This is a genomic window from Stenotrophomonas sp. YIM B13575 (genome assembly GCF_042787595.1).
Lineage (GTDB): Bacteria > Pseudomonadota > Gammaproteobacteria > Xanthomonadales > Xanthomonadaceae > Stenotrophomonas > Stenotrophomonas lactitubi_B.
Genome location: NZ_JBHZOP010000039.1, coordinates 39,056 through 63,534, shown reverse-complemented (window position 1 = coordinate 63,534; position 24,479 = coordinate 39,056). Strand labels below are relative to the sequence as shown.

The 24,479-nt window shown below is 67.1% G+C and carries 21 protein-coding genes; 11 read left to right on the top strand and 10 right to left on the bottom strand.

What is annotated here, in order from left to right:
- Positions 1-121: 121 nt before the first annotated feature.
- Both ACFX4F_RS07800 and rtcR read right to left on the bottom strand, forming a co-directional pair.
- On the bottom strand, positions 122-268 hold the full coding sequence (locus ACFX4F_RS07800; RefSeq protein ID WP_380653856.1) for a hypothetical protein: 147 nt from the start codon (positions 266-268) through the stop codon (positions 122-124).
- Between the two features lie 75 nt (positions 269-343).
- Complete coding sequence (rtcR, locus tag ACFX4F_RS07795; protein WP_380653853.1) at positions 344-1,939, bottom strand: RNA repair transcriptional activator RtcR; 1,596 nt, start codon at positions 1,937-1,939, stop codon at positions 344-346.
- 187 nt (positions 1,940-2,126) lie between these two features.
- On the opposite strand from rtcR, the gene ACFX4F_RS07790 reads away from it, so the two are divergent.
- The 4 genes from ACFX4F_RS07790 (at position 2,127) to ACFX4F_RS07775 (ending at position 7,195) form a co-directional block, all read left to right on the top strand.
- Entirely contained in the window at positions 2,127-3,674 is a 1,548-nt protein-coding gene (locus ACFX4F_RS07790) for an RNA-binding protein (protein ID WP_380653850.1), read from the top strand.
- A gap of 529 nt (positions 3,675-4,203) precedes the next feature.
- Positions 4,204-5,430 (top strand): RtcB family protein, encoded by a 1,227-nt coding sequence (locus ACFX4F_RS07785; RefSeq protein WP_380653847.1) that lies wholly within the window; start codon positions 4,204-4,206, stop codon positions 5,428-5,430.
- 82 nt (positions 5,431-5,512) lie between these two features.
- On the top strand, positions 5,513-6,529 hold the full coding sequence (gene rtcA / locus ACFX4F_RS07780; protein ID WP_380653844.1) for an RNA 3'-terminal phosphate cyclase: 1,017 nt from the start codon (positions 5,513-5,515) through the stop codon (positions 6,527-6,529).
- Positions 6,530-6,748: 219 nt separating this feature from the next.
- Positions 6,749-7,195, top strand: coding sequence for a universal stress protein (locus ACFX4F_RS07775; protein WP_025878044.1), 447 nt, complete (start codon positions 6,749-6,751; stop codon positions 7,193-7,195).
- A 207-nt stretch (positions 7,196-7,402) separates the two neighbouring features.
- On the opposite strand, the gene ACFX4F_RS07770 is transcribed toward ACFX4F_RS07775, so the two are convergent.
- Positions 7,403-7,687 (bottom strand): DUF2782 domain-containing protein, encoded by a 285-nt coding sequence (locus ACFX4F_RS07770; protein WP_099819903.1) that lies wholly within the window; start codon positions 7,685-7,687, stop codon positions 7,403-7,405.
- Between the two features lie 97 nt (positions 7,688-7,784).
- On the opposite strand from ACFX4F_RS07770, the gene polA reads away from it, so the two are divergent.
- Together polA and ACFX4F_RS07760 are read left to right on the top strand one after the other, a co-directional pair.
- On the top strand, positions 7,785-10,559 hold the full coding sequence (polA, locus tag ACFX4F_RS07765) for a DNA polymerase I (RefSeq protein ID WP_380653839.1): 2,775 nt from the start codon (positions 7,785-7,787) through the stop codon (positions 10,557-10,559).
- A 315-nt stretch (positions 10,560-10,874) separates the two neighbouring features.
- Entirely contained in the window at positions 10,875-11,357 is a 483-nt protein-coding gene (locus ACFX4F_RS07760; protein WP_089237785.1) for a DUF421 domain-containing protein, read from the top strand.
- 55 nt (positions 11,358-11,412) lie between these two features.
- Here ACFX4F_RS07760 and ACFX4F_RS07755 read toward each other — a convergent pair whose 3' ends face one another.
- The 7 genes from ACFX4F_RS07755 to ACFX4F_RS07725 form a co-directional block, all read right to left on the bottom strand.
- Positions 11,413-12,933, bottom strand: coding sequence for a hypothetical protein (locus tag ACFX4F_RS07755; RefSeq protein WP_380653836.1), 1,521 nt, complete (start codon positions 12,931-12,933; stop codon positions 11,413-11,415).
- 127 nt (positions 12,934-13,060) lie between these two features.
- Entirely contained in the window at positions 13,061-13,957 is an 897-nt protein-coding gene (gene hemF, locus ACFX4F_RS07750) for an oxygen-dependent coproporphyrinogen oxidase (RefSeq protein ID WP_380653833.1), read from the bottom strand.
- Positions 13,958-13,997: 40 nt separating this feature from the next.
- The gene (locus tag ACFX4F_RS07745) at positions 13,998-15,701 is read right to left on the bottom strand and encodes a hypothetical protein (protein ID WP_380653830.1); all 1,704 of its coding nucleotides are present in this window, start codon (positions 15,699-15,701) and stop codon (positions 13,998-14,000) included.
- Between the two features lie 37 nt (positions 15,702-15,738).
- Complete coding sequence (locus ACFX4F_RS07740; protein ID WP_380653827.1) at positions 15,739-16,884, bottom strand: hypothetical protein; 1,146 nt, start codon at positions 16,882-16,884, stop codon at positions 15,739-15,741.
- 35 nt (positions 16,885-16,919) lie between these two features.
- Positions 16,920-17,483 carry a hypothetical protein gene (locus ACFX4F_RS07735; protein ID WP_380653824.1) on the bottom strand — a complete coding sequence of 188 codons (564 nt, stop codon included), beginning with the start codon at positions 17,481-17,483 and terminating at the stop codon, positions 16,920-16,922.
- Positions 17,484-17,513: 30 nt separating this feature from the next.
- Positions 17,514-17,933, bottom strand: a complete 420-nt coding sequence (locus ACFX4F_RS07730) for an NUDIX domain-containing protein (RefSeq protein WP_380653821.1) — start codon at positions 17,931-17,933, stop codon at positions 17,514-17,516.
- Entirely contained in the window at positions 17,930-20,302 is a 2,373-nt protein-coding gene (locus ACFX4F_RS07725) for a S9 family peptidase (RefSeq protein WP_380653818.1), read from the bottom strand. The genes ACFX4F_RS07730 and ACFX4F_RS07725 overlap by 4 nt, the downstream gene beginning before the upstream one ends.
- 167 nt (positions 20,303-20,469) lie before the next feature.
- Here ACFX4F_RS07725 and ACFX4F_RS07720 point away from each other — a divergent pair, with 167 nt between their 5' ends.
- The 5 genes from ACFX4F_RS07720 (at position 20,470) to cydB (ending at position 24,361) form a co-directional block, all read left to right on the top strand.
- Positions 20,470-20,799, top strand: a complete 330-nt coding sequence (locus ACFX4F_RS07720) for a hypothetical protein (protein ID WP_100554000.1) — start codon at positions 20,470-20,472, stop codon at positions 20,797-20,799.
- A 37-nt stretch (positions 20,800-20,836) separates the two neighbouring features.
- Positions 20,837-21,490, top strand: coding sequence for an RNA polymerase sigma factor (locus tag ACFX4F_RS07715; RefSeq protein ID WP_099819893.1), 654 nt, complete (start codon positions 20,837-20,839; stop codon positions 21,488-21,490).
- Positions 21,487-21,702, top strand: a complete 216-nt coding sequence (locus tag ACFX4F_RS07710; protein ID WP_380653813.1) for a hypothetical protein — start codon at positions 21,487-21,489, stop codon at positions 21,700-21,702. Before ACFX4F_RS07715 ends, ACFX4F_RS07710 begins: the two co-directional genes overlap by 4 nt.
- A 246-nt stretch (positions 21,703-21,948) precedes the next feature.
- Positions 21,949-23,346, top strand: coding sequence for a cytochrome ubiquinol oxidase subunit I (locus ACFX4F_RS07705; protein ID WP_380653810.1), 1,398 nt, complete (start codon positions 21,949-21,951; stop codon positions 23,344-23,346).
- Position 23,347: 1 nt separating this feature from the next.
- Positions 23,348-24,361 (top strand): cytochrome d ubiquinol oxidase subunit II, encoded by a 1,014-nt coding sequence (gene cydB / locus ACFX4F_RS07700; RefSeq protein WP_380653807.1) that lies wholly within the window; start codon positions 23,348-23,350, stop codon positions 24,359-24,361.
- Positions 24,362-24,479 lie beyond the last annotated feature (118 nt).

The following is a 24,479-nucleotide window of genomic DNA, read 5'->3' as shown; positions in this document are numbered from 1 at the left end:
AGATCGCCTGGGGCGTCTTCAAGAGCGGTCGGGACTTTGATCCAGCCATGCTGAAAGTGGGTCAAGCCTGCTTCCAGCAGGCTTGACCACAAACATAGGATCTCGGCTCTACAGAAGGGCGTTACCGACTTGCGGCCTGCTGCGCGTTCTCGCGCAGGGCCAGGTGCTTGCCCAGCTGGTAGCCGCCATAGAACAGCACGAACGCGGCGGCCACGGCCAGAAGAATGACCCGTGGGGTGAACCGTGATGTCGGCTTGCGGTCCTGCACGCGCGTGCTCCCCGATGGCGGCAGCGTGCCGCGCAGCCAGCATGCGCCGTGGGTGGCAGTCGAGCAAGCCCGGCGCTACGGTGTGGCCGGACCCTGCACCTGCTCCCAGTCCAGCCCGAACCTGGCCAGGTATTTGCGCAGGCGGTCGGCGTCGTTGGTGCTGGCGCGCTGCGTGCGCGAGACCGCAAACAGCTCGCGACCCGCAGCGGACAGCGATTTCGAGCGCGCACAGACCCGCACCACTTCTTCCAGCTGCACGCGATCGAAACGGTCCAGCGTGTCCACGGCATCGCCCAATAGTGCATCCAGCGGTGAAGGCGCATCGCCGCCGCGCCACTGCGCCTGCAGGCGCGCGATCTCGTCTTCCACACCCTCGATCTGGATGCGCCCGGCACTCGCCAAGGTGGCCAGGCGCATGATCGACGCGCCCAGATCGCGGAAGTTGCCGCGCCACGCGGCTTCCGGGCTGGTGGCGAATGCCAGATAACGCGTGCGTGCCTCGACGTTGAAACGTACCCGCGCATGCTGGTCCTGCGACCAGCGTTCCAGCTCGAACTCGATGTTCGGTTCGATGTCTTCCATGCGCTGTGCCAGACCCGGCAGGCGATAGGTCCACAGGTTGAGGCGGGCCAGCAGGTCTTCGCGGAAGCGGCCTTCCAGCACCGACTGCTGCAGATCGCGGTTGGTGCCGGCGATCAGCTGGAAGTCGCTCTCCACTTCGCGGTCGCTGCCTACCGGCAGGAACCGCTTCTCTTCCAGCGCCCGCAGCAGCATCGCCTGTTCGTCCTGGCCGAGTTCGCCGATCTCGTCCAGGAACAGCAGGCCCTGGTGGGCTGAGCGCAGCAGGCCGGCACGGTCGCTGGAAGCACCGGTATAGGCGCCCTTGGTATGGCCGAACAGGGTGCTCATCGCACCGTCGCCGCGCAGGGTCGCGCAGTTCACCTCGACGAAGCGACCCGGCAACTGGTGCTTGAGCTTCTTCAGCTCGAACACACGCTTGGCCAGCTGGCTCTTGCCTGCACCGGTCGGCCCCATCAGCAGCATCGGTGCGCGCGAGCGCGTGGCCACTGTTTCGATCTGTTCGATCATGCGGTTGAAGGCGGCGTTGCGGGTGGCGATGCCGCCCTTCAGCAGGTCGCGGTCCTGCAGCTGCTGCTGGGCAAAACGCTGGGCGATGTGGTCGTAACGCGATAGATCGAGGTCGATGACCGCGTACGTGCCGGCGGCGCCGTCCTGCTTGCGCGGCGGCGAGGTCTGCAGCAGGCGCCCGGGGAAGTGCCGGCTCTCGGTCAGCAGGAACCAGCAGATCTGCGCGACGTGCGTGCCGGTGGTGATGTGGACGTAGTAGTCCTCCTCCTCCGGCTGGAACGGATAGCTGGCGAGGAAGTCATGCAGGGTGGCGTAGACCCCCTCGAATTCCCACGGATCTGCCAGGTAGGTGTCGTGCCGCTGCACGCTGATGCCCGGCGCCGCCTGCACCAGATCCTCGCAGACCACCCGCGCCAGCTTGCTGTAGCGGCGCTCATCCAGCAGCAGCTCGATGCGGTCGGGCAGGAAATCCTCATGCATGCCCAGCGACACCGTCGGGCGCCACTTCTGCCAGCGCCCCGGGCCCTCGCCCGCGTCGAGCTGGGTGCCGAGCATGCCAAAGACCACCTGCCGACGCGCCATATCCATTCCTATAAAAGATGCGCCAGAAATATATATCTTTTCGCCGCGTCTCGCTGATCAAGATAGCTCGATTCAAGAGAAAATCCATGAAAAGCAATCACATAGATACTTGCGAGAAAAGTTGGCACGGCCATTGCTCTATATCCAGCAAGACACGACGCGGGCTGTTCCCGCCGAGGACATCAGCATGGCCAACCTTTCGCTCTTCTCCTGGATGCGCACGCCGCAGCCGCCGCAGGCTGACACCGTCAATGAGGCCGGTGGCCTGGCCTACCGCCGCGACCCGCGTGCAGCGCTGGCGCTGTATGCGGCCACCGGGTGCCTGAACAACACTTTCTACAGCGACGCCGAAGCGCAGCTGCAGCAGGTGCTGGCGCTGACCGCGCAGGTCGAGCCGCGCTTCATCGCCCGCACCGCGCTGTACGCACGCCAGGTCGCACACATGAAGGACATGCCGGCGCTGCTGCTGGCGGTGCTCAGCCTGCGTGACCCGGAGGCGTTCGCTCTGGCGTTTCCGCGGGTGATTGACAACGGCCGCCAACTGCGCACCTTCGTGCAGATCATGCGCAGCGGCCAGGTGGGGCGTCGTTCGCTGGGCTCGCTGCCCAAGCGCAGGGTGCGTGAGTGGATCCAGCAGGCGTCGGCGGAAACGCTGGTGCGTGCGGCGATCGGCCAGCAGCCGTCGCTGGCCGATGTGATCCGCATGGTGCACCCGAAGCCGGCCAACGTCGAGCGCAAGGCGCTGTATGCCTGGATCATCGGTCGTGCGTACGACGAGGCGCAGCTGCCGGCGGTGGTGCAGGCCTACGAAGCGTTCAAGCGTGATCCGCGCGGGCTGCCGCCGGACCTGCCGTTCCAGTACTACAGCACGCTGCCGCTGGATGCGGCGCAGTGGTCGGTACTGGCCCGCAATGCATCGTGGCAGTCGATGCGGATGAACCTCAACACGTTCGCCCGCAACGGCGTGTTCGATGATCCGGCGATGGTGCAGGTGATCGCAGATCGCCTGCGTGATCCGCAGCAGGTGCGTCGTGCCCGTGTACTGCCGTACCAGCTGCTGATGGCCTTCCACGCGGGTGCTGGCTTGCCGTTGCCGATCCTGGAAGCGCTGCAGGATGCGATGGAGATCGCCACGGCATCGGCGCCGGCATTGCCGGGGCGGGTGGTGGTGGCGGTGGACGTGTCCGGTTCCATGCAGTCGCCGGTAACCGGCTACCGCAAGGGCGCCAGTACCGCGGCACGCTGTGTGGACGTGGCGGCGCTGGTTGCAGCCTGCGTGCTGCGCGGGCAGCCGCAGGCCAAGGTATTGCCGTTCGATACCGAGGTGCGCCACGTGCGGTTGAACCCGCGCGACAGCGTGATGACGTTGGCCCGCCAGTTGGCGATCAACGGTGGCGGTACGTCGGTCAGCGCACCGCTGCAGTACCTCAACCTGAAGCGCGAGCCGGTGGACCTGGTGGTGATGGTGTCGGACAACGAGAGTTGGCGCGACACCCGCACCGGCGGCCAGACCGCGACGATGCTGCAGTGGGACGCACTGAAGCGTCGCTGCCCACAGGCTCGGCTGGTGTGCATCGACCTGCAGCCGGTGGCCAGCAGCCAGACCGTGCAGCGCGGCGACGTGCTGCACATCGGAGGCTTCAGCGATGCGGTGTTCGACCTGATCGCGCAGTACGCCGCTGCGGCCGAGGACGGCAGCAGCTGGGTCCAGCGCATCCAGGACATGGCGTTGTAAGGCGGCAAGGATGTCGCCACGGACCGCCCGGCTGGCAATGGGGCCAGCCGGGCAGGGCCAGGAATTCGTTTTTGCGGTGAATGCTGGTGGAACTACATTGGTTGTCCCTTCGGGGTCGGGTTCGAGTCCCGCGTTTCCTGCCTGTCGTGAGGAAGCAGACGTTCCACTTCCCTTGTCACCGCACCTTTTCAAACGGCACCGGCAACGGCGCCGATGCTTCACCGCCGGCCGTGCGAATGCCGGAGGAACTACAGCCTCTTAAGCTCCAGGTCGCGGGTTCGACTCCCGCCTGCCGCGGCAACGCGGCGGTAGCTCAGTGGTAGAGCAGGATGTTCCTCCAGATTCTTGTCGTGCTGCCGGCACCTTCGCTTTCGTTGCGCGGGGAATGCAGGTGGAACTACATCGGAAGCCCTTCGGGGTCGGGTTCAAGTCCCGGCCGTCCTCCACGGCAACGTGGGCGACGGAATGTTCCACCACCTTTGTCACCGCACCTTCTTTGTTTTTGCTTTGGATGAAAGGAAACATCACCATGACCACCCTCAATTACGACGTGATCCAGCAGCCGGGTGCTGTACCGATCAAGCTGTGGACCCGCGGCGTGCCGCTGGAAGACCAGGCGCGCGAGCAGCTGCAGAACATCGCCAGGCTGCCCTTCATCCACAAGTGGATCTCAGTGATGCCCGACGTGCACCTGGGCAAGGGCGCGACCGTGGGTTCGGTGGTGCCGACCATCGGCGCGATCATTCCTGCGGCGGTCGGCGTGGACATCGGCTGCGGCATGATCGCGGTGCGCACCACGCTGGTTGCCAGCGACCTGCCGGACAACCTGTCGGCCGTGCGCAGCGCGATCGAACGGGCGGTGCCGCATGGCCGCAGCGTCACCCGCGGTGGCCGCGACAAGGGCAGCTGGGACACGCCGCCCGAACTGGCGGTGCAAGGCTGGGCGCAGCTGGTGGACGACTTCGCATTGATCTGCGAGCGTCACCCGCGCCTGAAGAACACCAACAACCTCAAGCACCTGGGGACGCTGGGTACCGGCAACCACTTCGTCGAGGTCTGCCTGGACCAGGAGCAGCGCGTGTGGTTCATGCTGCACTCCGGTTCGCGTGGCGTGGGCAATGCCATCGGCACCTACTTCATCGAGCTGGCCAAGCAGGAAATGCGCCGCTGGATGATCAACCTGCCCGACCAGGACCTGGCCTACCTGCCCGAGGGCAGCCAGCACTACGGCGACTACGTGTTCGCAGTGGACTGGGCGCAGCGTTTCGCACGCATGAACCGCGAGGTGATGATGCGCAACGTGGTGGCTGCAGTGCGCACGGTGATCAGCAAGCCGTTCGAGGCTGAGGCCGAGGCGGTGAACTGCCACCACAACTACGTGAACCGCGAGACCCACTTTGGCAAGGAGGTGATGCTGACCCGCAAGGGCGCGGTGAGTGCGCGCAAGGGCGAGCTGGGCATCATTCCGGGCAGCATGGGGGCCAAGAGCTTCATCGTGCGTGGCCTCGGCAACGAGGACAGCTTCCACAGCTGCAGCCACGGTGCCGGCCGCGTGATGAGCCGTACCCAGGCGCGCAAGCTGATCACGGTGGATGACCACGCCAAGGCCACCGCGCACGTGGAATGCCGCAAGGATGCGGAGGTGGTGGATGAATCGCCGGCGGCCTACAAGCCGATCGAGGCGGTCATGGAGGCCCAGCGCGATCTGGTCGAGATCGTGCACACGCTGCGCCAGGTGGTGTGCGTGAAGGGATGAGGCAACCCGTGCGCGGCGTACACTGCGCCGCGCACGGCAGCAGGGCCCGGCATCGACACAACGGGCATGGAGGACCAGACAGATGGACATGATTGAACTGGATGGCGGGCATGGTGGCGGACAGCTGCTGCGCTCGGCGTTGACCCTGAGCCTGTGCACCGGTACAGGCTTCACCTTGAACAACATCCGCGCGATCCGGCGCAAGCCGGGGTTGATGCGCCAGCACTTGACCGCGGTGAACGCGGCGGCGCGGGTCGGCAACGCGTGTGTGCACGGTGCAGAACTGGGCGCTACCGCACTGCGCTTCGAGCCGGGCGCGGTGAGCGCTGGCGACTATCATTTCGCGACCGGCAGCAGCGGCTCGGCAACGCTGGTGCTACAGACCGTGCTGCCGGCACTGTGGCGCGCGCAGGGGGCGTCGCAGCTGCGTTTGGAAGGCGGTACCCACAACCCGCTGGCGCCCAGTGCGGACTTCATCGCCGAAAGCTATCTGCCGGCGCTGCAACGTATGGGCGTGCGGGCGTCGATGCAGCTGCTGCAGCACGGCTTCCATCCAGCGGGTGGTGGCGTGATGGAGGTGCAGGTGCAGCCGTGCGCAGCGCTGCAGCCGCCGTCGCTGGAGGTGCGTGCGCCGTTGCAGGGAATCGAGGCACAGGTGCTGATGTCCGGACTGTCCAGCGGCATCGGCCTGCGCGAACTGCGTGTACTGGCCGAGACGCTGGGCGTGGACCCGCATCCGCGCAACGTGCAGTCGATACGGCCGGCGCTGGGACCGGGCAACGTTGCCCTGGTGCGCGTGCGGCATGGCGACCACGTGGAGGTGTTCAGCGGGCATGGCGAGCGCAGTGTCTCCGCCGAGCAGGTCGGCGCGCGCCTGGCCGGGCAGGTGAAGCAGTATCTGGACGGGGCGGGTGCCGTTGGCGAGTACCTGTCCGACCAGTTGCTGCTGCCGATGGCGCTGGCGGGCGGCGGTGCGTTCACCACCCACGTGCTGAGCGATCACCTGGTCAGCAATGCGCGGTTGATCGAGAAGTTCCTGCCGGTGGAATTCGACTGGCAACCGCACGAGGGTGGCTGGCGGGTGAAGGTGCAGGCCTGAGTGCCCGCCGGGCATGGCCCGGCGCTACCGGAGCATCGCAGCCGCGTGTCGATCCTGGGCATGTTGCGCCGGGCGACGCCAGGCCGCGCATCGGCCAACCAACCCGCGCTGCGCAGGCATCGCTGCGCGCTGCCGGATTGATCCTGCGCAAGGCACGATCTCCACATCGGGTATGTAATGGTGTCGTTCCCACTGGGTAGATCACCGCGGAGCCCCACCATGTACAAGCGCATCCTGATCGCCACCGACGGTTCGGAGCTGGCCGACAAGGGCCTGGCCAAGGGCCTGGAGCTGGCCAAGGACCTCAATGCCGAGGTCGACATCGTCACCGTCTCCGAGCCATGGGCCGTCGGCATGTACGACGCCATGGGCTGGAGCGTGGGTTACATGAACAGCCCGGAGTACAAGGCCGACCGCGAGGAAGGCGCGCAGAAGGTGCTGCAGCCTGCGCTGGCCAAAGCCGCCGAGCAGGGCATCACCGCCAATCCGGTGCATGTGCTGGACCGCTATGCGGCCGACGGCATCATCGAGACGGCGGGCCAGCGCAACAGCGACCTGATCGTGATGACCTCGCACGGCCGCCGCGGTGTCACCCGCGTGCTGCTGGGCAGCCAGACCGCCGAGGTGCTGGCGCGCAGCACGCTGCCGGTGCTGGTCATTCGCTGATACAGAGCGTTCCCGGGGAGGGGACCCGACGCCGGCCGCAGGATGCGCGCCGGCGTTGTTTTTTCCGGCGCCCAGTAGGTCCACGCCATGCGTGGATAGGGCCACCGAAATGCCCAGTAGATCCACGCCATGCGTGGATGGGCCTTGCCGATCGCCTTGATGGGGTCAGAGCCCTTTCCTGTGGAAAGGGATCCGACCCCGGTCGCATCACCAGCTGTACAGCTTCCAGTACACCGGCGACACACCATCCTTGTCGTTGTCGAAGCGGCCATCGCCGTTCTTGTCGTACATGTAGAACGGCGCGCCGCGTGCCGGCGTCACCTTGACCATGCGCAGCTGGCCGGACACCCGGTACTCCTCGATGGTGTCACCGTTGTCCATCGTGCGCTTGGAGACATCGGCGCCCTTGACGTCCACCGGGGGCGCGCCGGCGCCGCCCATGCTGGCGCAGCCAGCGAGCAGGAGCACGGAAGCCAGCATCAGGGTTTTCATCGGCGGGGCCTTTGCCTGGAAAGAGCCTTGATTATGCCCCATCGTCGCGTCACTGCCGTGTCGCCTCGGTGCAGGCGTGGGCGCGTAGAATCGTCGCATGAGCAGATTAGTCCTGATCGACGGGTCCAGTTACCTGTACCGCGCGTTCCACGCGCTGCCGCCCCTGTCCAATGCACAGGGTGAGCCCACCGGCGCGCTGTTCGGCGTGGTCAACATGCTGCGCTCGACGCTGAAGGAGCGCCCGGCCTACGTCGCGTTCGTCGTCGATGCCCCCGGCAAGACCTTCCGTGACGACCTGTACGACCAGTACAAGGCCAACCGCCCGCCGATGCCCGACGAACTGCGCAGCCAGGTCGAGCCGATGTGCCGCATCGTCGAAGCGCTGGGCATCAGCATCCTGCGCATTGATGGCGTGGAGGCCGACGATGTGATCGGCACCCTGGCCCTGCAGGGCGTCGCACAGGACCTGAAGGTCACCATCTCGACCGGCGACAAGGATTTCGCCCAGCTGGTCCGGCCGGGCATCGAACTGGTCAACACCATGACCGGCAGCCGCATGGATTCGGATGCGGCGGTGATGGACAAGTTCGGCGTGCGTGCCGACCAGATCGTCGACCTGCTGGCGCTGATGGGCGACACCGTGGACAACGTGCCCGGGGTCGAGAAGTGCGGGCCGAAGACGGCGGCCAAGTGGCTGGCCGAATACCAGCACCTGGACGGGGTGATCGCGGCCGCGCCGACCATGAAGGGCAAGATCGGCGAGAACCTGCGCGCCGCGGTGGAGCGCCTGCCGCTGAACAAGGAGCTGGTGACCATCCGCACCGACGTCGCGCTGGACGCCAGCCCGACCACGCTGGCCCTGCGTGACCCGGATGTGTCCACGCTGGGCGAGCTGTACCTGCGTTACGGCTTCACCCAGGCATTGAAGGAACTGGGTGGGCCGGTACCAGCGCCTGCGGTGGCCAACGACGCGACGCCCAGCCTGCGTGGCACCGCGGCCGGCTTTGCCCGTGGCAGCGCGGAAGCGCCGCCGGCGGGCGAACTCGATCCGGCGCTGTCGGCGCCCGGCGAGTACGAGACCGTGCTGACCACCGAGCAGCTGCAGGCCTGGGTCGCACGTGTGCAGCAGGCCGATCTGATCAGCTTCGATACCGAGACCGACGCGCTGGATGCGATGCGTGCGCGACTGGTGGGCATCAGCCTGGCGGTGGAACCGGGCAAGGCCGCCTACATCCCGGTCGGCCATGACTATCCGGGCGCGCCGGCACAGCTGCCGCTGGCACAGGTGCTCGACGCGCTGCGGCCGGTGCTGCAGGACCCGGCGAAGAAGAAGCTGGGCCAGCATGGCAAGTACGACCTGCACGTGCTGCGCCGCCATGGCGTGGACGTGCAGGGCTACCACGACGACACCATGCTCGAGAGCTTCGTGCTCAATTCCACCGCCACCCGCCACGACATGGATTCGCTGGCCCTGCGTTACCTGGGCTACAACACCATCAAGTTCGAGGAGGTGGCCGGCAAGGGCGCCAAGCAGATCTCGTTCTCGCAGGTGGACATCGACGAGGCCAGCCGCTACGCCGCCGAAGACGCCGACATCACCCTGCGCCTGCACCATGCGCTGCAGCCGCAGCTGCGGGCCGAACCGACCCTGGACAGCGTGTACCGCAGCATCGAGATGCCGCTGGTGCCGGTGCTGACCAGCATCGAAGCCAACGGCGTGCGGATCGACACCGACGAACTGCGCCGGCAGAGCCAAGACCTGTCCTCGCGCATGCTGGCCGCGCAGCAGAAGGCCACCGAACTGGCCGGACGCAGCTTCAACCTGGATTCGCCCAAGCAGCTGCAGGCGGTGCTGTTCGACGAACTGAAGCTGCCGGCGGTGGTGAAGACCCCGAAGGGCCAGCCCAGCACCAATGAAGAGGCGCTGGAGGCGATTGCCGAGCAGCACGAGCTGCCGCGGGTGATCCTTGAATACCGTGGCCTGGCCAAGCTGCGCAGCACCTATACCGACAAGCTGCCGGAGATGGTCAACCCGGATACCGGCCGGGTGCACACCAGCTACCACCAGTCCGGCGCCGCCACCGGCCGCCTGTCTTCGTCCGATCCGAACCTGCAGAACATCCCGATCCGCACCGAGGATGGCCGCCGCATCCGCCGCGCGTTCATCGCCCCGGAAGGTTTCCAGCTGCTGGCGGCCGACTATTCGCAGATCGAACTGCGGATCATGGCCCACCTGTCCGGAGACCCGGGCCTGGTGCGCGCCTTCGAGCAGGGCGCCGACGTGCATCGCGCCACCGCCGCCGAGGTATTCGGCCGCACCCTGGAAGAAGTGACCAGCAACGAGCGTCGCGCGGCCAAGGCGATCAACTTCGGCCTGATGTACGGCATGAGCGCGTTCGGACTGGCCCGCAACCTCGGCATCGACCGAGGCCAGGCGCAGGACTACGTGGCGCTGTACTTCAGTCGCTATCCGGGCGTGCGTGACTTCATGGAGCGCATGCGCGAGCAGGCCCGGGAGCAGGGCTACGTGGAGACCCTGTTCGGTCGCCGCCTGTACCTGAACGACATTCATGCACGTAACCAGGGCCTGCGTGCCGGCGCTGAACGTGCGGCGATCAATGCCCCGATGCAGGGCACGGCCGCCGACATCATCAAGCGCGCCATGGTCGCGGTGGACCAGTGGCTGCGTGACAGCGGTGCCCCGGCGCGGATGATCCTGCAGGTGCACGATGAACTGGTATTCGAAGCCGAGACCGGATTCATTGAAGAGCTGCGCAGCAATGTCGTGCAGCACATGTCGCAAGCAGCACAACTGCGCGTGCCGCTGGTGGTTGATACCGGCACCGGCAGTAACTGGGATGAGGCGCACTGAGTCGCATTCAGGCCGAAAACGCCGTGAATTCGTTCATTTGCGTGATATTTCTGACTCGAACATGAATGTTTCCCTGAGGGGTGCTTATTAAATTGGGCCCCTTCACGAACCGTTAGTGTTCGGAGTGCTTCTATAACTCCCGACAGGCGCAACGCCTGTTGTGGATCTCTCCCATCCCCTGGAGCAGATCTCGGAACGGGGGCTCCTCCCCAAGCACCCGTTCCCCGGCCCCGTTGACCTCCCCCTGGTCAGCGGGGCTTTTTATTTGTGCGCTGCTGCGCCACGCTGGGCCATCGCTCAGCAGGGGAACCCGCAATGCCCGATCTGTTCGCCCTGGCGATGCCGTGGTGGGAATTCATCCTGCGCGCGGTGGTGGTCTATGCCGTGGTGCTGGGCATGGTCCGGCTCAGCGGCAAGCGCGCGCTGGGGCAGGTCACGCCGTTCGATGTGCTGCTGATCGTGCTGCTTGGCAACGCGGTGCAGAACGCGTTGCTGGGTACCGATACGTCGCTGGCCGGTGGCCTGCTGCTGGCCGCCACGCTGATCCTGCTGAACTACGGCGTGGGCTGGATCACCGCCCGCAGCCGCCGCATGGAACGGCTGATCGAGGGCGAACCGGTGGTGATCGCGCGCAACGGCAAGCTCTTCGACAGCGTGCTGCGGCGCGAGCTGGTCAGCCGCGCCGATTTCGAGGTCGCCATGCGCCAGCAGAGCTGCATCGGCGTGGAAGAGGTGGAACTGGCACTGCTGGAAACCAACGGCCACATCACCATCATTCCCAAGCGCAAGGACGATTGACGCGCGCCACAGCGTGGGCCGAAGGCAGTACTCCTGCGACCCACGCCGACACGGTTTACTGTTCGGCCGCCTGCGCCTTCATGCCCACCCAGTCACGTGTGGCGTCCACATCGCAGGCTACATGGGTGCCCTTGCCGTCCTTGGCGCAGATCGCCGCCATCGTCTGCGGTACCTTGGGGTCGGCAGTATGTGCATAGCCTGCGGCGAGCCCCAGGCAGCCATCGCGCACGCCGGCGCTGCACAGCTTGATGAAATAGGGCTGGGCCTGCGCCCACTTCTCGGCGTTGTGCAGTTCCTCCCCCGCGACCTTGCAGCCGAGCAGCTTGCCGTCGTTGCAGCATGACGCGGCACCGCCCTTGCGGGCCAGGGTCGGGCAGTCCAGCGGCTGCGGGATCTCCACGAATGCCGGCGGCGGCTGGCAGCTCGTCGCGGACTTGTCCATGCGCTGGTAGTAGCCGTAGCGGTTGTCCTTGTCCATCCCGGCCAGGGTTCCGTTGCTCAGTGGCTGCAGTACGAAATCGCTGCCCACGTCACGACGGATCAGGATCCTGCCGTCCTGCACGCGTGCGCGCAGGCGGGTGCCGACACCCTCCACTTCGACCAGGCCGGCATCCAGGAACCGCAGCGACGACAGCAGGCCAAGCTCGGCCTCGAAGCGGCCGCAGGGAAGCGCGGTAGCTGCGACCGGGGTCAGCGCCGACGGCGCCAGCGGGGTCAGCATCGCCAGGCCCTTGGCCGGGCCGCAGGCGTAGGTGCCCTCGCGCTGCGCGCACGAGCGCTGCAGGGCCTGCTGCGCCTGCTGCAGGCGTCCGCCGTTCCACAGCGCCTCGGCCACGTTGCTGCAGAACGATTCGCCCTGCTGCTGCGCGCACAGCGCCGCCAGTTCATCCAGCTGCGCTGCTGGCAGCGGTGCGTCCAGGGTCTGCTCCAGGCCCATCACCGCCCTGCCCATCAGCTCGCCGGCCATGGCCTTCATGACGGCCATGCAGGCTTCCCCCTCCTCGGGCGATGCGTCATCGCGGCAGTAGGGTGGCATCTGCGGCTCGGCCCGGGCACGCTGCGGTTGCGCCGCCGTGGCCTGGCGCTGGTAGGTCTCCTGCAACTGGGTGCAGGCCACCTCCACGCCCTCGCGGCACCAGGCGTGCAGCTGCGTGGGCGCGGCCTCGGGCAGTGCCTCCAGGCAGTCACTGGTGTCGGCCATGCAGCTGCCTTCGACCATCTCCGGTACCGGCTTGCAGGCGGCCGCTGCTTTCAGGTGGAACGTGTGGTACCCGCCGGTGACCGTGCGGTCGTTGTCGCTGAACTCCCAGTTCTCCAGGCGACCGGTGGACAGGTTGCCGGTGCCCAGCAGGTTGTCCTGGCGTACCAGCCGCAGCCGCTCCGTGGCCTGGTAGGGGCCCGAAAGGAAGCCGTGGGCTTCGCTTTCGATGGTCAGGCTGGCGTTGCCATCGTCCTGCAGGTAGGTGCCACAGGCCATCGACTGCGCGGCCACAGGCAGGCTGGGCACGGCCAGCGCGAGCAGCAGCATGAGGCGCCAGGTGGTCATCCGGCGGCGTGGGGAAACAACAACGGGCATCACGGTCTTCCTTGATTCAAGACAAGAGGGGGAAATGAAGCGGAGCACGCCGCAGCGCGGGCGGTGGTTCACACAACTGCCCGGATTGCGCAGCGGCAACGCGTGCAGCGTCCGGTGCCCGAAGCGCCTACAGCCAGTCGCGTGGCACCAGGTAATCGGCCAGGCGCGCTTCGGCGCTGCCGTCTTCCGGGGTAAACCCGTACTCCCAGCGCACGCGCGGGGGCAGGCTCATCAGGATGCTCTCGCTGCGGCCGCCGCTCTGCAGGCCGAACAGCGTGCCGCGGTCGTAGACCAGGTTGAACTCGACGTAGCGGCCACGGCGGTAAAGCTGGAACTCGCGTTCGCGCTCGCCGTACGGCGTGTCCTTGCGCTGCTGCACGATTGGCAGATACGCATCGAGGAAGCCATCGCCGACCGCGCGCAGGTAGGCGAAGTCACGCTCGAAATCGCCGTGCAGATCGTCGAAGAACAGACCGCCCACGCCGCGTGTTTCGTTGCGATGGCGCAGGAAGAAATACTCATCGCACCAGCGCTTGTGCGCGGCATAGCGCTCTTCACCGAACGGCGCGCACAGATCGCGTGCCGTTCGATGCCAGTGCTGCACGTCCTCGTCGAACGGGTAGAACGGGGTCAGGTCGAAACCACCGCCGAACCAGCTGGCCACCACTTCGCCATCGCGCTGCGCCTGGAAGAAGCGGACGTTGGCATGGGTGGTCGGCACATAGGGATTGAGCGGGTGGAACACCAGCGACACACCGGTGGCGCGCCATGAGGCGCCGGCCAGCTCCGGGCGGTTGGCCGAGGCGGACGGCGGCAGGCGGCTGCCCGCCACGTCGGAGAAGCCGATGCCGGCCTGTTCGAACACCGCGCCATCGCGCAGCACGCGGGTGCGGCCACCGCCGCCCTCGGCACGCTGCCACAGGTCTTCCTGGAAGCGTGCGCGGCCATCGGCGGACTCGATCGCCGCACAGATGCGGTCCTGCAGGTCGGTGAGGTAGGCGCGCACGCGCTCGAATTCGTTCATGGCGCGTACTTTACCGCAGGGCCCGGCCAGGCAAGCTCCCTTACTGCTTGTGGTTGGGGGTGCGTGGGGCCGGTCTGGTCCGATCCTCGTGCGCGGACTGTTCCTGGACCGCGCGGTCCAGAGCCTGGCCGAACTCCAGCAACCCCCAGTTGCGCGTCGCCAGCACGTCGCAGGCTACATGGCGGCCACTACCATCGGCCTCGCAGATGGCCTCAAGCATGGGGCGGGCGTCTACCCTGCTGCTGTTCTCCATGACGCTGACCAGGTTCTCACAGCCCTCGCGGATACCGGCCTGGCAGACCTTCTGGTAATGCTGGCTGGCCTCCACCCACTTCCCGTTCAGCGCGGCGCGACTGCCCAGCACGTGGCAGCCCTGCATCCTGCCGGCGGCGCAGCAGGCTTCGGCTTCACCGTCGATGGGCGCGCGCGGGCAGTCCTGCGGGAACGGAGTTTCGTCGAACACCAGTGGCGCGCTGCACTGTGCATTGCCCGGTTGCCGCTGGAACCGCTGGAAACGCGTCGAATCGTCCAGCCCCAGCAAGTCGCCGTTGGCCAACGGCTGCAGTACATAGTCAGCCCCACGCTCGTGGCGCATGCGGATCTGGCCGTCCTGTACGCGCGCGCGTACTCGCGAGCCGAAGCCAACCTCCACCATGCCACCGTCGCCGAAAGTCAGTTCGTCCATCAGCCCGCCGGAGGCCGCATAGTGGCCACAGGGCACGGCGGCGGCGGGGTGCTGCACCAGCGCTTCGCCCAGCTGCAGCAACGCGGACGCCTGACGGCACGATCGCTCGTCGCCGCCGTCGCAGGCCACCTGCAAGGCCGCCCGGCCTTGCTGAAAATTGCCGGCGGTCCACTGCAGCTTGGCGACATCCTCGCAGAAGCCACTTTCGCCCACCTTCGTGCAGAGCCCCTGCAGGCGTTGCAGCCGAGTATCCGACAGTGTGGGCTTGACTGCAGGCGAAAACACTTCAACCATGCTGGCCGCCATCGAGGCCGTGCGAATGGCGGTGTCGACTGCCTCGACGAGCTCGGGCCGCTCTTCCAGAATGGCCATGCAGGCCTCGGCGTCGGCAGCAGGGTCATCGTCGCGGCACTGGCGGGGGAAATCCATCTCGGCCATCGCCTTTTCCATGGTGGCCTGTATCACCGCGATCTGTGCTTCGGTCGGCGTATCGCTGCCGGGGGCCTGGTCGGCCTTGCGATAGCGATCGGGCAGGCGCTGGCAGAGTTGCGGAACGCCTTCGGCGCAGCCCGATTCCAGTGCCGGAAGGCTCAGCTCATGGTGGTTGTAGAGGCACTGCCGGGCGTCGGCCAGGCAGCTGCCGGGCGTATGTTCGACCGGGGGCAGGCACGCGGCCGGCTGGATCAGGCGGTAGCGTTTGCCGTCCCTATGCAGGGCGCGACCATCGCGCTGGACCTCCAGTTCAGAGACGAGGCCGAAGGTGAGATCAACCAGATTGAGGGTGCCTTCGCTGCGCTGGACAACGAAGGGCCGATCGGAGATGTAGCTGCCTTTCTCGACCCCGCGGTCAGGCCCATCCACGCGCAGCTGGTTGCCGCCGCCTTCGGCCTCGAAAACGCCGCAGCGTGGCAGGCCGGATGCGGCGGCCTGTTGGGTGCAGAGCAGCAGGGACAGCAACGCGATGCAGCGCGGAAGCCGGTTGCGCGGAGCGTAAGCAGACATGTCGAGGCCACAGCAGAAAGACGCGGGCCACGATAGCCAGCCCATCCCGATCCGCAATCAAATCCGCCAGAACGCAGGACCTGCCGTCGCGGCTTCAGCGCCGGGCGGGTCGTTCGCGACAAAACTGCGGGGCGCCCGGAGGACGTCGGTAACGCTGGTACCCGGTAAATGCGTCCAGCCCCAGCAGATCGCCATTGGCCAGCAGGCCCAGCACGTAATCGGCGCCATTGTCGTGGCGTATGTGAAGGGTGCCGTCCAGCAGCAGCGCGCGCACGTCCTGCGTATCGACCCTGGCCCGCCCGGCATCGTCGAACGTGAGCGTGTCCAGGCTGCCACCATCGGCCTGATAGCGGCCGCACGGCACCTGCAGGAGCGGCACCAGGCGTAGATCGGCACCGAGTTCACGCAATGGTGCGGTACGTTCGCAGGCGCTGACGCGGCCCGCATCGCAGACCACCTGCAGGGCCTGCACCGCCAACGCAGGTTCCAGCGCAATCAACTGTTGTTCGGCCACTTCGACGCAGAAGCGGCCACTGCGGTGCTGCAGGCACAGCTGCTGCAGGTGATCGCGTGCAGCGGCCGCAAGGCGCGAATCCAGTGTGTCTTCGTCTTCCTGCTGCAGGCGTTCACCTACCCGCTGCATGGCGGCAACCAGCGCATCGTCGGTCAGCGCCTCGCAGGCCCGTGGGTCATGCCCGGGCGTGTGTTCGCGGCAGACGGGCGGGCGCTCGAAGCGCGCGGGGCCGATGTCGTCGCTTCCCACCGCAGTCACTTCATCGTGCAGCTGTCGCAGCACCGTCGAGCAGCCCGCGCCAACGCCTTCGTTGCACGCGCGTTGGGCCTGGCCGGGCGAGGCCATGGGCAGCTGCGCGATGCAGTGGCTGCCGGCGGCGCGGCAGCTGCCGTCCATCGCGGTGGGTTCGATGGTGCAGGCGCGCGCCTGGCGCAGGGTGTAGACCGTGACGACGTCGTCCTCGATGCGCTGTCCATCGGCACTGATCCGGATCGGCTCCGCCACGCCATCGTCGAGCATGACCAGCCGGGTCCGCGCCGCACTGCGATCGACCCACAGCGGCTCCGGCTCACTGATGTGGTTGTGGCGGTAGCCGGTACTGGGGGTGGTGAACACGAGCGCCATGCCGCCATCGGTACTGCGGTATTCGCCACACCGCAGCGCATCGGCACCGGCAGGCAGTGCGATGAGCAGGAACAGGGTGGGCAGGAAGTTCAACAAACGCATGCGACGGTCCTTGTCGTGCGGGAAAGAGATAGGGCTCAGCGGAAACGCGCGCGGATATCCGGCCGCAGCAGGCGCCAGCCCAGCCAACCCTGCAGCCCCGCGAACAAGACCGAGGTGCCGACCAGTGTCAGGGTGAACAGCACGCGCTGCACCTGCAGCTCATGCTGCGCTGTCGGGTCGCTGGCGAGCAGCGCGATGAATACCAGCAGCAGGCGGTCCATCCACCAGGCGATCACGAAGTTGGCCAACGCACTCAGGCCCAGCATCCACACGTAGGCCCACAGGCCCCATCGTCGCCCGCGCCACAGGCCCCAGCTGGCCAGGGTCGAGACCAGGCAGAGCAGGGCAACAAGCAGCGAGGTGGCCGCCGGGTGTTTCAGCATCCACCACAGGCTGCCGTCGAGCTGCTGCTCCCACGCCACTGTTACCAGCGTCATCCAGAACTCGGTGCGGGCCAGTGCAGCGGCCATCAGCGCCTGCGCGAGGAAGTAGAGGGTGACCAGCAGGCACAGCCAGAACGAGCCCTGCGCCATCGCGGCGACCCAGTTGTTGGGTGGCGGTGGGGTGGGGGCGGGAATCGGGGGAATCGAGGCTGACATCCGTTGTCCGGGTGAGCGATGCCCGCCTCGTCAGCGGGCCGTCGCCAGGGCAGCGACCGCCGGCAGGATATGGTGTTCGCTCAAGGGTGCCAAGGGCCGGCCGTGCGGCGGCTGCAGCGGTACCCAGGCCAGTTCGGCGATCTCCGCACGTGCGCACGGCTCACCTTCGATCCACACCCGCCAGGCCTGTGCCTGCACGCGGTGGCCGGGCTCGTTCACCGCCCAGTCCTCGAACGTGCCCAACGGCAGCGCCGAGGCGGCATCCAACCGCACGCCCAGTTCCTCGTGCAGTTCGCGTGCCAGTGCCTGCAGCGGCGCCTCGCCCGGCTCGGGCTTGCCGCCCGGCTGGATGAAGCGGCTGGCACCGTGCTTGCGCACCACCAGCGCACTGCCGCGATCATCGAGGATGACCGCGGCCACGATGTGGATCGTGGCCGCGGCAGCACTCACTTCAGGTTCTGCTCGAACAGCTTGAGGATGCGCTTGTACTGGTCCAGCCAGGAGTCGGCACGCACGTACCCGTGGCGCTCCAGCGGGTACGGCGCGATCGACCAGTTGTCCTTGTGCAGCTCGATCAGGCGCTGGGTCAGGTTCACCGAATCCTGGAAGAACACGTTGTCGTCCATCATGCCGTGGGCGATCAGCAGGTTGTCCTGCAGGTTCTGCGCGTACTCGATCGGCGACGACACGCGGTACGCCTCCGGATCGATGTCCGGGGTGTTGAGGATGTTGCTGGTGTAGCCGTGGTTGTACTGGTGCCAGTCGACCACCGGGCGCAGCGCGGCACCGGCCTTGAACGTGCCCGGCGAGCGGAACAGCGCCATGAAGGTCATGAAACCGCCATAGGAACCGCCGTAGATGCCGGCATGGTCACGGTCACCCTGCTGGGTGTCGACCAGCCAATCCAGGCCGTCCTTGTAGTCTTCCAGTTCCGGATGGCCCATGTTGCGGTAGATCGCCGTGCGCCAGTCGCGGCCATAGCCCTCGCTGCCGCGGTAGTCCATGTCCAGCACGATGTAGCCCTTCTGCACCAGCAGGTTGTGGAACATCTGCTCGCGGAAGTAGGCCGGGTAGCGCTGGTGCACGTTCTGCAGGTAGCCGGCACCGTGCACGAACATCACGATCGGGTACTTCTTCCCCGGTTCCTTGTTTTCCGGCTCGTAGTACTTGGCCCAGACCACGCCGGCGCCGTGCTTGGACGGCACCGCCACCAGCTTCGGCTGGACCCACTGGCGCGCCTTGTACTCGGCGGTGCGGGTATCGGTCAGCACGCGCGCCTGGCCAGCGCCGGTGCTCGGCACCACCGCCAGCTGCGCAGGCAGGTAGGCACCGGAGTAGCGCACCAGCAGCTGCTGGCCGTCCGGCGACAGCGAGAAGTCTTCCACGCCATTGAGGTTGGTCAGCTCGCGCACCTGGCGGGCGGCGGTATCGACCGCGCAGACTTCGTAGTCATGCGGGGCCTGCTGGTTGCACAGGAAGTAGAAGCCCTTGCCGTCCGCCGACAGCACCGGCGCCGAGGTCTCCCACTTGCCACTGGTCAACGCCTGCGGCTTGCTGCCACCGGCCTGGGTGTACAGGTGCGAGAAGCCCGATTCCTCGGACAGCAGCCACAGCGTGCGGCCATCGGCCATCCAGCCGAAATCGTTGAAGCCCCAGTTGATCCAGGCGTTGTCGGTCAGCCGGTGGCGGTTCTGCACGCGGCCGTCGGCAGCGGCAACGCTGACGATCCAGCGGTCCTTGTTGTCGTTGGCGCGCAGCATCACCGCGGCCTGCTGGCCATCAGCGCTCCAGCGGATGCCACCGCCCATGAAGTCGCTCATCACCTGCACGCTGCGCTCGCCCTTCAGCGCGTCCTTGCCGGCCTTGCGGCGCAGCTCGGCCAGCGGATCGGTGCCGATGCCCGGCAGGCTGGACAGCGACAGCTTCTCGGCCTTGCCGCTGCGTACATCCACGAACCACAGGGTGTGCGGCTCGAAGCCGTTGCGGCCGACGCGGGTGCGGGTGTCCTCGGTTTCCTCGTAGCCCGACTCGGTCACGTACAGCGGCATCTTGCCGCCGCGGCCGTCATCGAAGTCCTTCGGCTTGGTGGTCACGATCAGGTGGCCCAGGTCCGGCGACAGCACGCTGTCCACGATCTCCACGTCGGCGCCCAGGAATACCGGGCCCGGTGCGCGGGTCGGGTCGGCCTGGCGCCAGCGCTGGTCCTGGTCCTTCAGCGCCTCGCGCTGCTCGCGGTCGCGGCGCAGGGTTTCCAGCGTGCGCAGCTGCTGGTCGCGCAGCACGTCGGCCTTCGGCGGCGTGCTCGGATCCTTGTCGGCCTTCAGGCTGGCCACCTGCTGCACGCCGCTGGCGGCGGTCCAGTGGAACCAGTTCTGGCCGACACGCCAGATCACCCCGTTGTCGGCGGCGAAGTTCACGCCGGCGGCGCGTTCGTTGCTGCGGGTCAGCTGGGTCAGCGCGCCGCTGCGCAGGTCGCGCACGAACACATCGCCGTTGCGCACGAAGGCGCTGCGGGTGCGGCTGCGGTCGTACACCGGATCGGCTACGTCGAGGCTGCCGCGCTGGTCATCGGCCACCTGCGCGGCCACGCCACCGGCCACCGGCTGGCGGAAGGTGTCGCGCACCGGGCTGCCGTTGCGCTTGAGCTGGTACTCCACCTGCTGGCTGTTCCACGACCACCAGGCCTTCTCCACCGGCGGACCGATCCAGTCCGGGTCGGCCATGGCCTGTTCGATGGTGATCGGCGTGGGCGCGGCATGCACGGCCGGAGCGGCCAGCACGGCAGACAGCAGGAGGGACAGGGGCAGCACTCGGGACATGGGCGGACAGCACCAGAAGAGGAAACCGGGCAAGCGTAGCAGCCGCAAGGGCCGGGGGAGGGGGCCACAGGTCATGGCAGCGGGATCGGCAAAGCGGTGCAACCGGTGGGCAGGGTCGCGCATCCAATCTTCTGAACCCGCATCATCCAGCGGACAGGAGCACGACCATGCAGGAACTCATCCCGATCACCCTCTTCATCTGCACCGCCTATGCGATCCATGCCATCGCCGATGCGCGTGCGCGCAGCAAGCTGGTGGCGCCGCACGTGCCGGAAGAGGTGATCCGCTCGCTGGCGGTATTGGAAGAGGAGCGCCGCCGCCAGGGCGCGCTGCGCTGGGGCATCAGCCTGGTGTGCCTGGCACTGGCCATGGCGCTGCTGGAGGCGATCGGTGCACGCGACCTGACGTTCGGCGCCGCCGCCGCGATGGTCGGCAGCGCCGGCCTGGGTCAGCTGCTGGCCTGGCACTTCACCCGCCCCGCAGTGCGCAAGGGCTGAGCCGGCGCATGCTGCGGGCACAGGAGGAGCCCCACGCATGAGCCTGCTGGGGGAAGCGCTGGCCGCATTGCGGGGGCGGCATCGACAGGATGCCGCGGCCGCGACCACCCCTGCCGAGCCGCTGGATGCGGACCAGGCGCTGGTGCGCGCCATCATCGACGGCTCGCAACCGGCCTTCGCGCAGCTGGTGGAAACACATCAGCGCACCTGCGCGCATGTGATCGGCCGCATGGTCGGCGACCGCGACCAGGTGGCCGACCTGCTGCAGGAAACGTTCCTGGCGGTGTTCCGCCAGCTGCACCGGTTCCGTTTCGAATCCTCACTGCGTACCTGGATTTCGCGCGTGGCCTACACCACCGCGCTGCAGTACCTGCGGCGGCGGCGACTGGAAGCGCAGTGGATGGTGGCGGTGGAAGCGCCCGAGGAACTGGGGGTTGGTGACGACGGGCCTGGCCCGGCGGAAATCAGCGAGACATTGCAGGCCGGCCGCCACCTCGGCGCGGCGCTGGAACGATTGAGTGCGCCGCAGCGCCTGATCGTAGGCCTGCACTATCTGGAGGATTTCGATCTGGCCGAGATCGAACAGGTGACGGGCCTTGCCCGCGGTACCATCAAGAGCCACCTGTACCGTGCGCGCCAAGTCCTGAAGCAGGAACTGGTGCGGCACGCCACCGCCGGAGAGCTGCTGTGAACCGACCGACCGATTCCCGCGATGCGGAAGAGCGCGCGCTGGCACAGGCGTTGCGTGAGCAGGCGCAGCAGGAAGAGACACCGGATGTGAGTGAGGCGCTGCGGAAGCGCATTGTCTCCGAATCGCGCGATAGCGGCGTGGGCTATGTCGTGGTGCAGGTGGTGTTGCTGGGGGCGCTTGTGGCTGGGGGCGTCTGGTACTTCTGGCGCTGAGGCGCCCGCCGGGTGATGGGCTGCTTCAATCGCTGTTGGTAGATGCCGACCTTGGTCGGCGCTTGGGTGTGTGCCAACCAAGGTTGGCAGCTACCAGAGCGATTAAACGATAGCGCCGCGCCATGTCGGCTGCGCCACCTCCACCTGCGACAAAGTGAAGCAGCGCGTCACCCGGTCGCATCCCGGCTTAACGATATCCCCCTAAAGTGGTCTGGTATCCCACCGGCTCCTGGCAGGAGGCGTCCCTTGGACGCGTTGTTGTTGTCGCGGATCCAGTTCGGATTCGTCATCAGTTTCCACGTACTGTTCCCGGCCTTCACCATCGGCACGGCCAGCTGGCTGGCCTTCATCGAATGGCGCTGGCTGCGCACGAAGCTGCCCGTATGGCGCGAACTGTATTTCTTCTGGCAGAAGATCTTCGCGGTGTCGTTCGGCATGGGCGTGGTCAGCGGCATCGTGATGGCCTTCCAGTTCGGCACCAATTGGCCGCGGCTGAGCGAAGTAGCCGGCACGGTCATCGGCCCGCTGCTGACCTACGAAGTGCTGACCGCGTTCTTCCTGGAAGCCAGCTTCCTCGGCGTGATGATGTTCGGCTGGGGCCGGGTGTCGCCGCGCCTGCATTTCCTGTCCACCTGCATGGTGGCGCTGGGCACGCTGTTCTCCACCTTCTGGATTCTCTCGTCCAACAGCTGGCTGCATACGCCGGCCGGCTACGAGATGGTCAACGGCATCGTCCATCCCGTGGACTGGTGGCAGGTGGTGTTCAACCCGTCCTTCCCGTACCGGTTGGCGCACATGGCGCTGGGTTCGTTCATCACCACCTGTTTCGTGATCGGTGGCGTGGGTGCCTGGTACCTGCGTCGTGGCCAGCACGTGGACGCGGGCCGACGCATGTTGATCGCCGCCGTCGCGTTCGCCGCGCTGACCGTGCCGGTGCAGATCTTCGTTGGCGACATGCATGGCCTGAACACGCTCAAGCACCAGCCGATGAAGATCGCGGCGATGGAAGCGCACTGGCATGAGACCAAGGAGGGCGAGGGCGTGCCGCTGGTGGTATTCGCACTGCCCAACGAGAAGGAAGAGCGCAACGACTTCGAAGTGGCCATCCCGAAGCTGGGCAGCGTGATCCTCACCCACAGCCTGGACGGCACCTTCGATCCGCTGACCTCGGTGCCGGCCAGCGAGCGGCCGCCGGTGACGCCGGTGTTCTTTGCCTTCCGCATCATGGTCGGGCTGGGCACGCTGATGCTGGTGCTGGCCTGGGTCTCGGCCTTCCAGCTGTGGCGGAAGAAGCTGCTGGATTCGCCGTGGCTGCTGCGCGGCTGGAACTGGATGCTGCCCAGTGGCTTCATCGCATTGATATCGGGCTGGTTCGTCACCGAGATGGGACGGCAGCCGTGGGTCGTCTACGGCGTGCTGCGCACCGCCGATGCGGTGGGCCCGCAGAGCGCATGGATGACCGCGCTGTCGCTGACGGTGTACGTGGTCGGCTACGCCTTCGTGTTCGGCTGGGGCATCTGGTACTTGGTGAAGATCCTGCGCCATGGCCCACAGCCGTACGACGCAGGCCCGTCGCTGGACCATGGCAGCCACACCCCGGCGCGGCCGCTGTCGGCCGCCGACGAACCGCTGGAGGAGCGCTGACATGGACCTGATGACCTGGCTGCCGGTGGCATGGTTCGCGGTGATCGGCTTCGGCGTGCTGATGTACGTGGTGCTGGATGGCTTCGTGCTCGGCATCGGCATCCTCGCGCCGTTCGCCGAAGACGAGGAACAGCTGGACCTGATGATGAACACCGCCGCGCCGATCTGGGACGGCAACGAGACCTGGCTGGTGCTCGGCGGCGCCGGCCTGATGGCGGCGTTCCCGAAGGCCTACGCGGTGCTGCTGTCGGCGCTGTACCTGCCGGTGCTGCTGCTGGTGGTGGCGCTGGTGTTCCGTGGCGTGGCCTTCGAGTTCCGCTTCAAGGCGCACCGTTCGCGGCGGCTGTGGAGTGTGGCGTTCGGCCTCGGTTCGTTGCTGGCCACGTTTGCCCAGGGCGTGATCCTCGGCACGCTGGTGCAGGGCCTGCCGCTGGTCGATGGTGTGTACCAGGGCGGTGCGTTCGGCTGGTTCAGCCCGTTCGCGATGCTGACCGGTGCCGCGCTGGTGGCCGGCTACGCATTGCTGGGCAGTACCTGGCTGATCCTGAAGACCGAAGGCCGCGTGCAGGCGCTGGCCCGGCAGATGACCCGCCCGCTGGTGGTGGCGGTGATCGCGGCGATGGGCCTGGTCAGCAGCTGGCTGCCGTTCCTGCAGTCGCGGCTGATGGAGCGCTGGTTCAGCGACGGCAACTTCTGGTGGCTGTCGCCGGTGCCGTTGCTGACCTTGGCGGTGGCCATCGCGCTGTGGCGCAGTGCCACCCATCCGCGTCGCGACCTGCCGCCGTTCCTGCTCAGCCTGGCGTTGTTCGTGCTCGGCTTCGCCGGCCTGGTGCTGGGCATGTGGCCGTACCTGCTGCCGCCGTCGATGACGCTGTGGCAGGCCGCCGCGCCGGCCTCTTCGCTGGGCTTCACCCTGGTCGGGCTGGTGCTGCTGCTGCCGGTGATCCTGGGCTACACGGCCTGGTCCTACCGGGTGTTCCGCGGCAAGGTGCGCGCCGACGCCGGCTACCACTGACTCCGTTCGCTGGTGCAGTCCACGCGGGGGGCGGTCGCTGACCGCTCCCCGTTGTGGTTTGTGAAACATGTCATCCCTGTGTCGGACGTGCTAGCGTGCGCTCCTTTCCGGCAGCCAG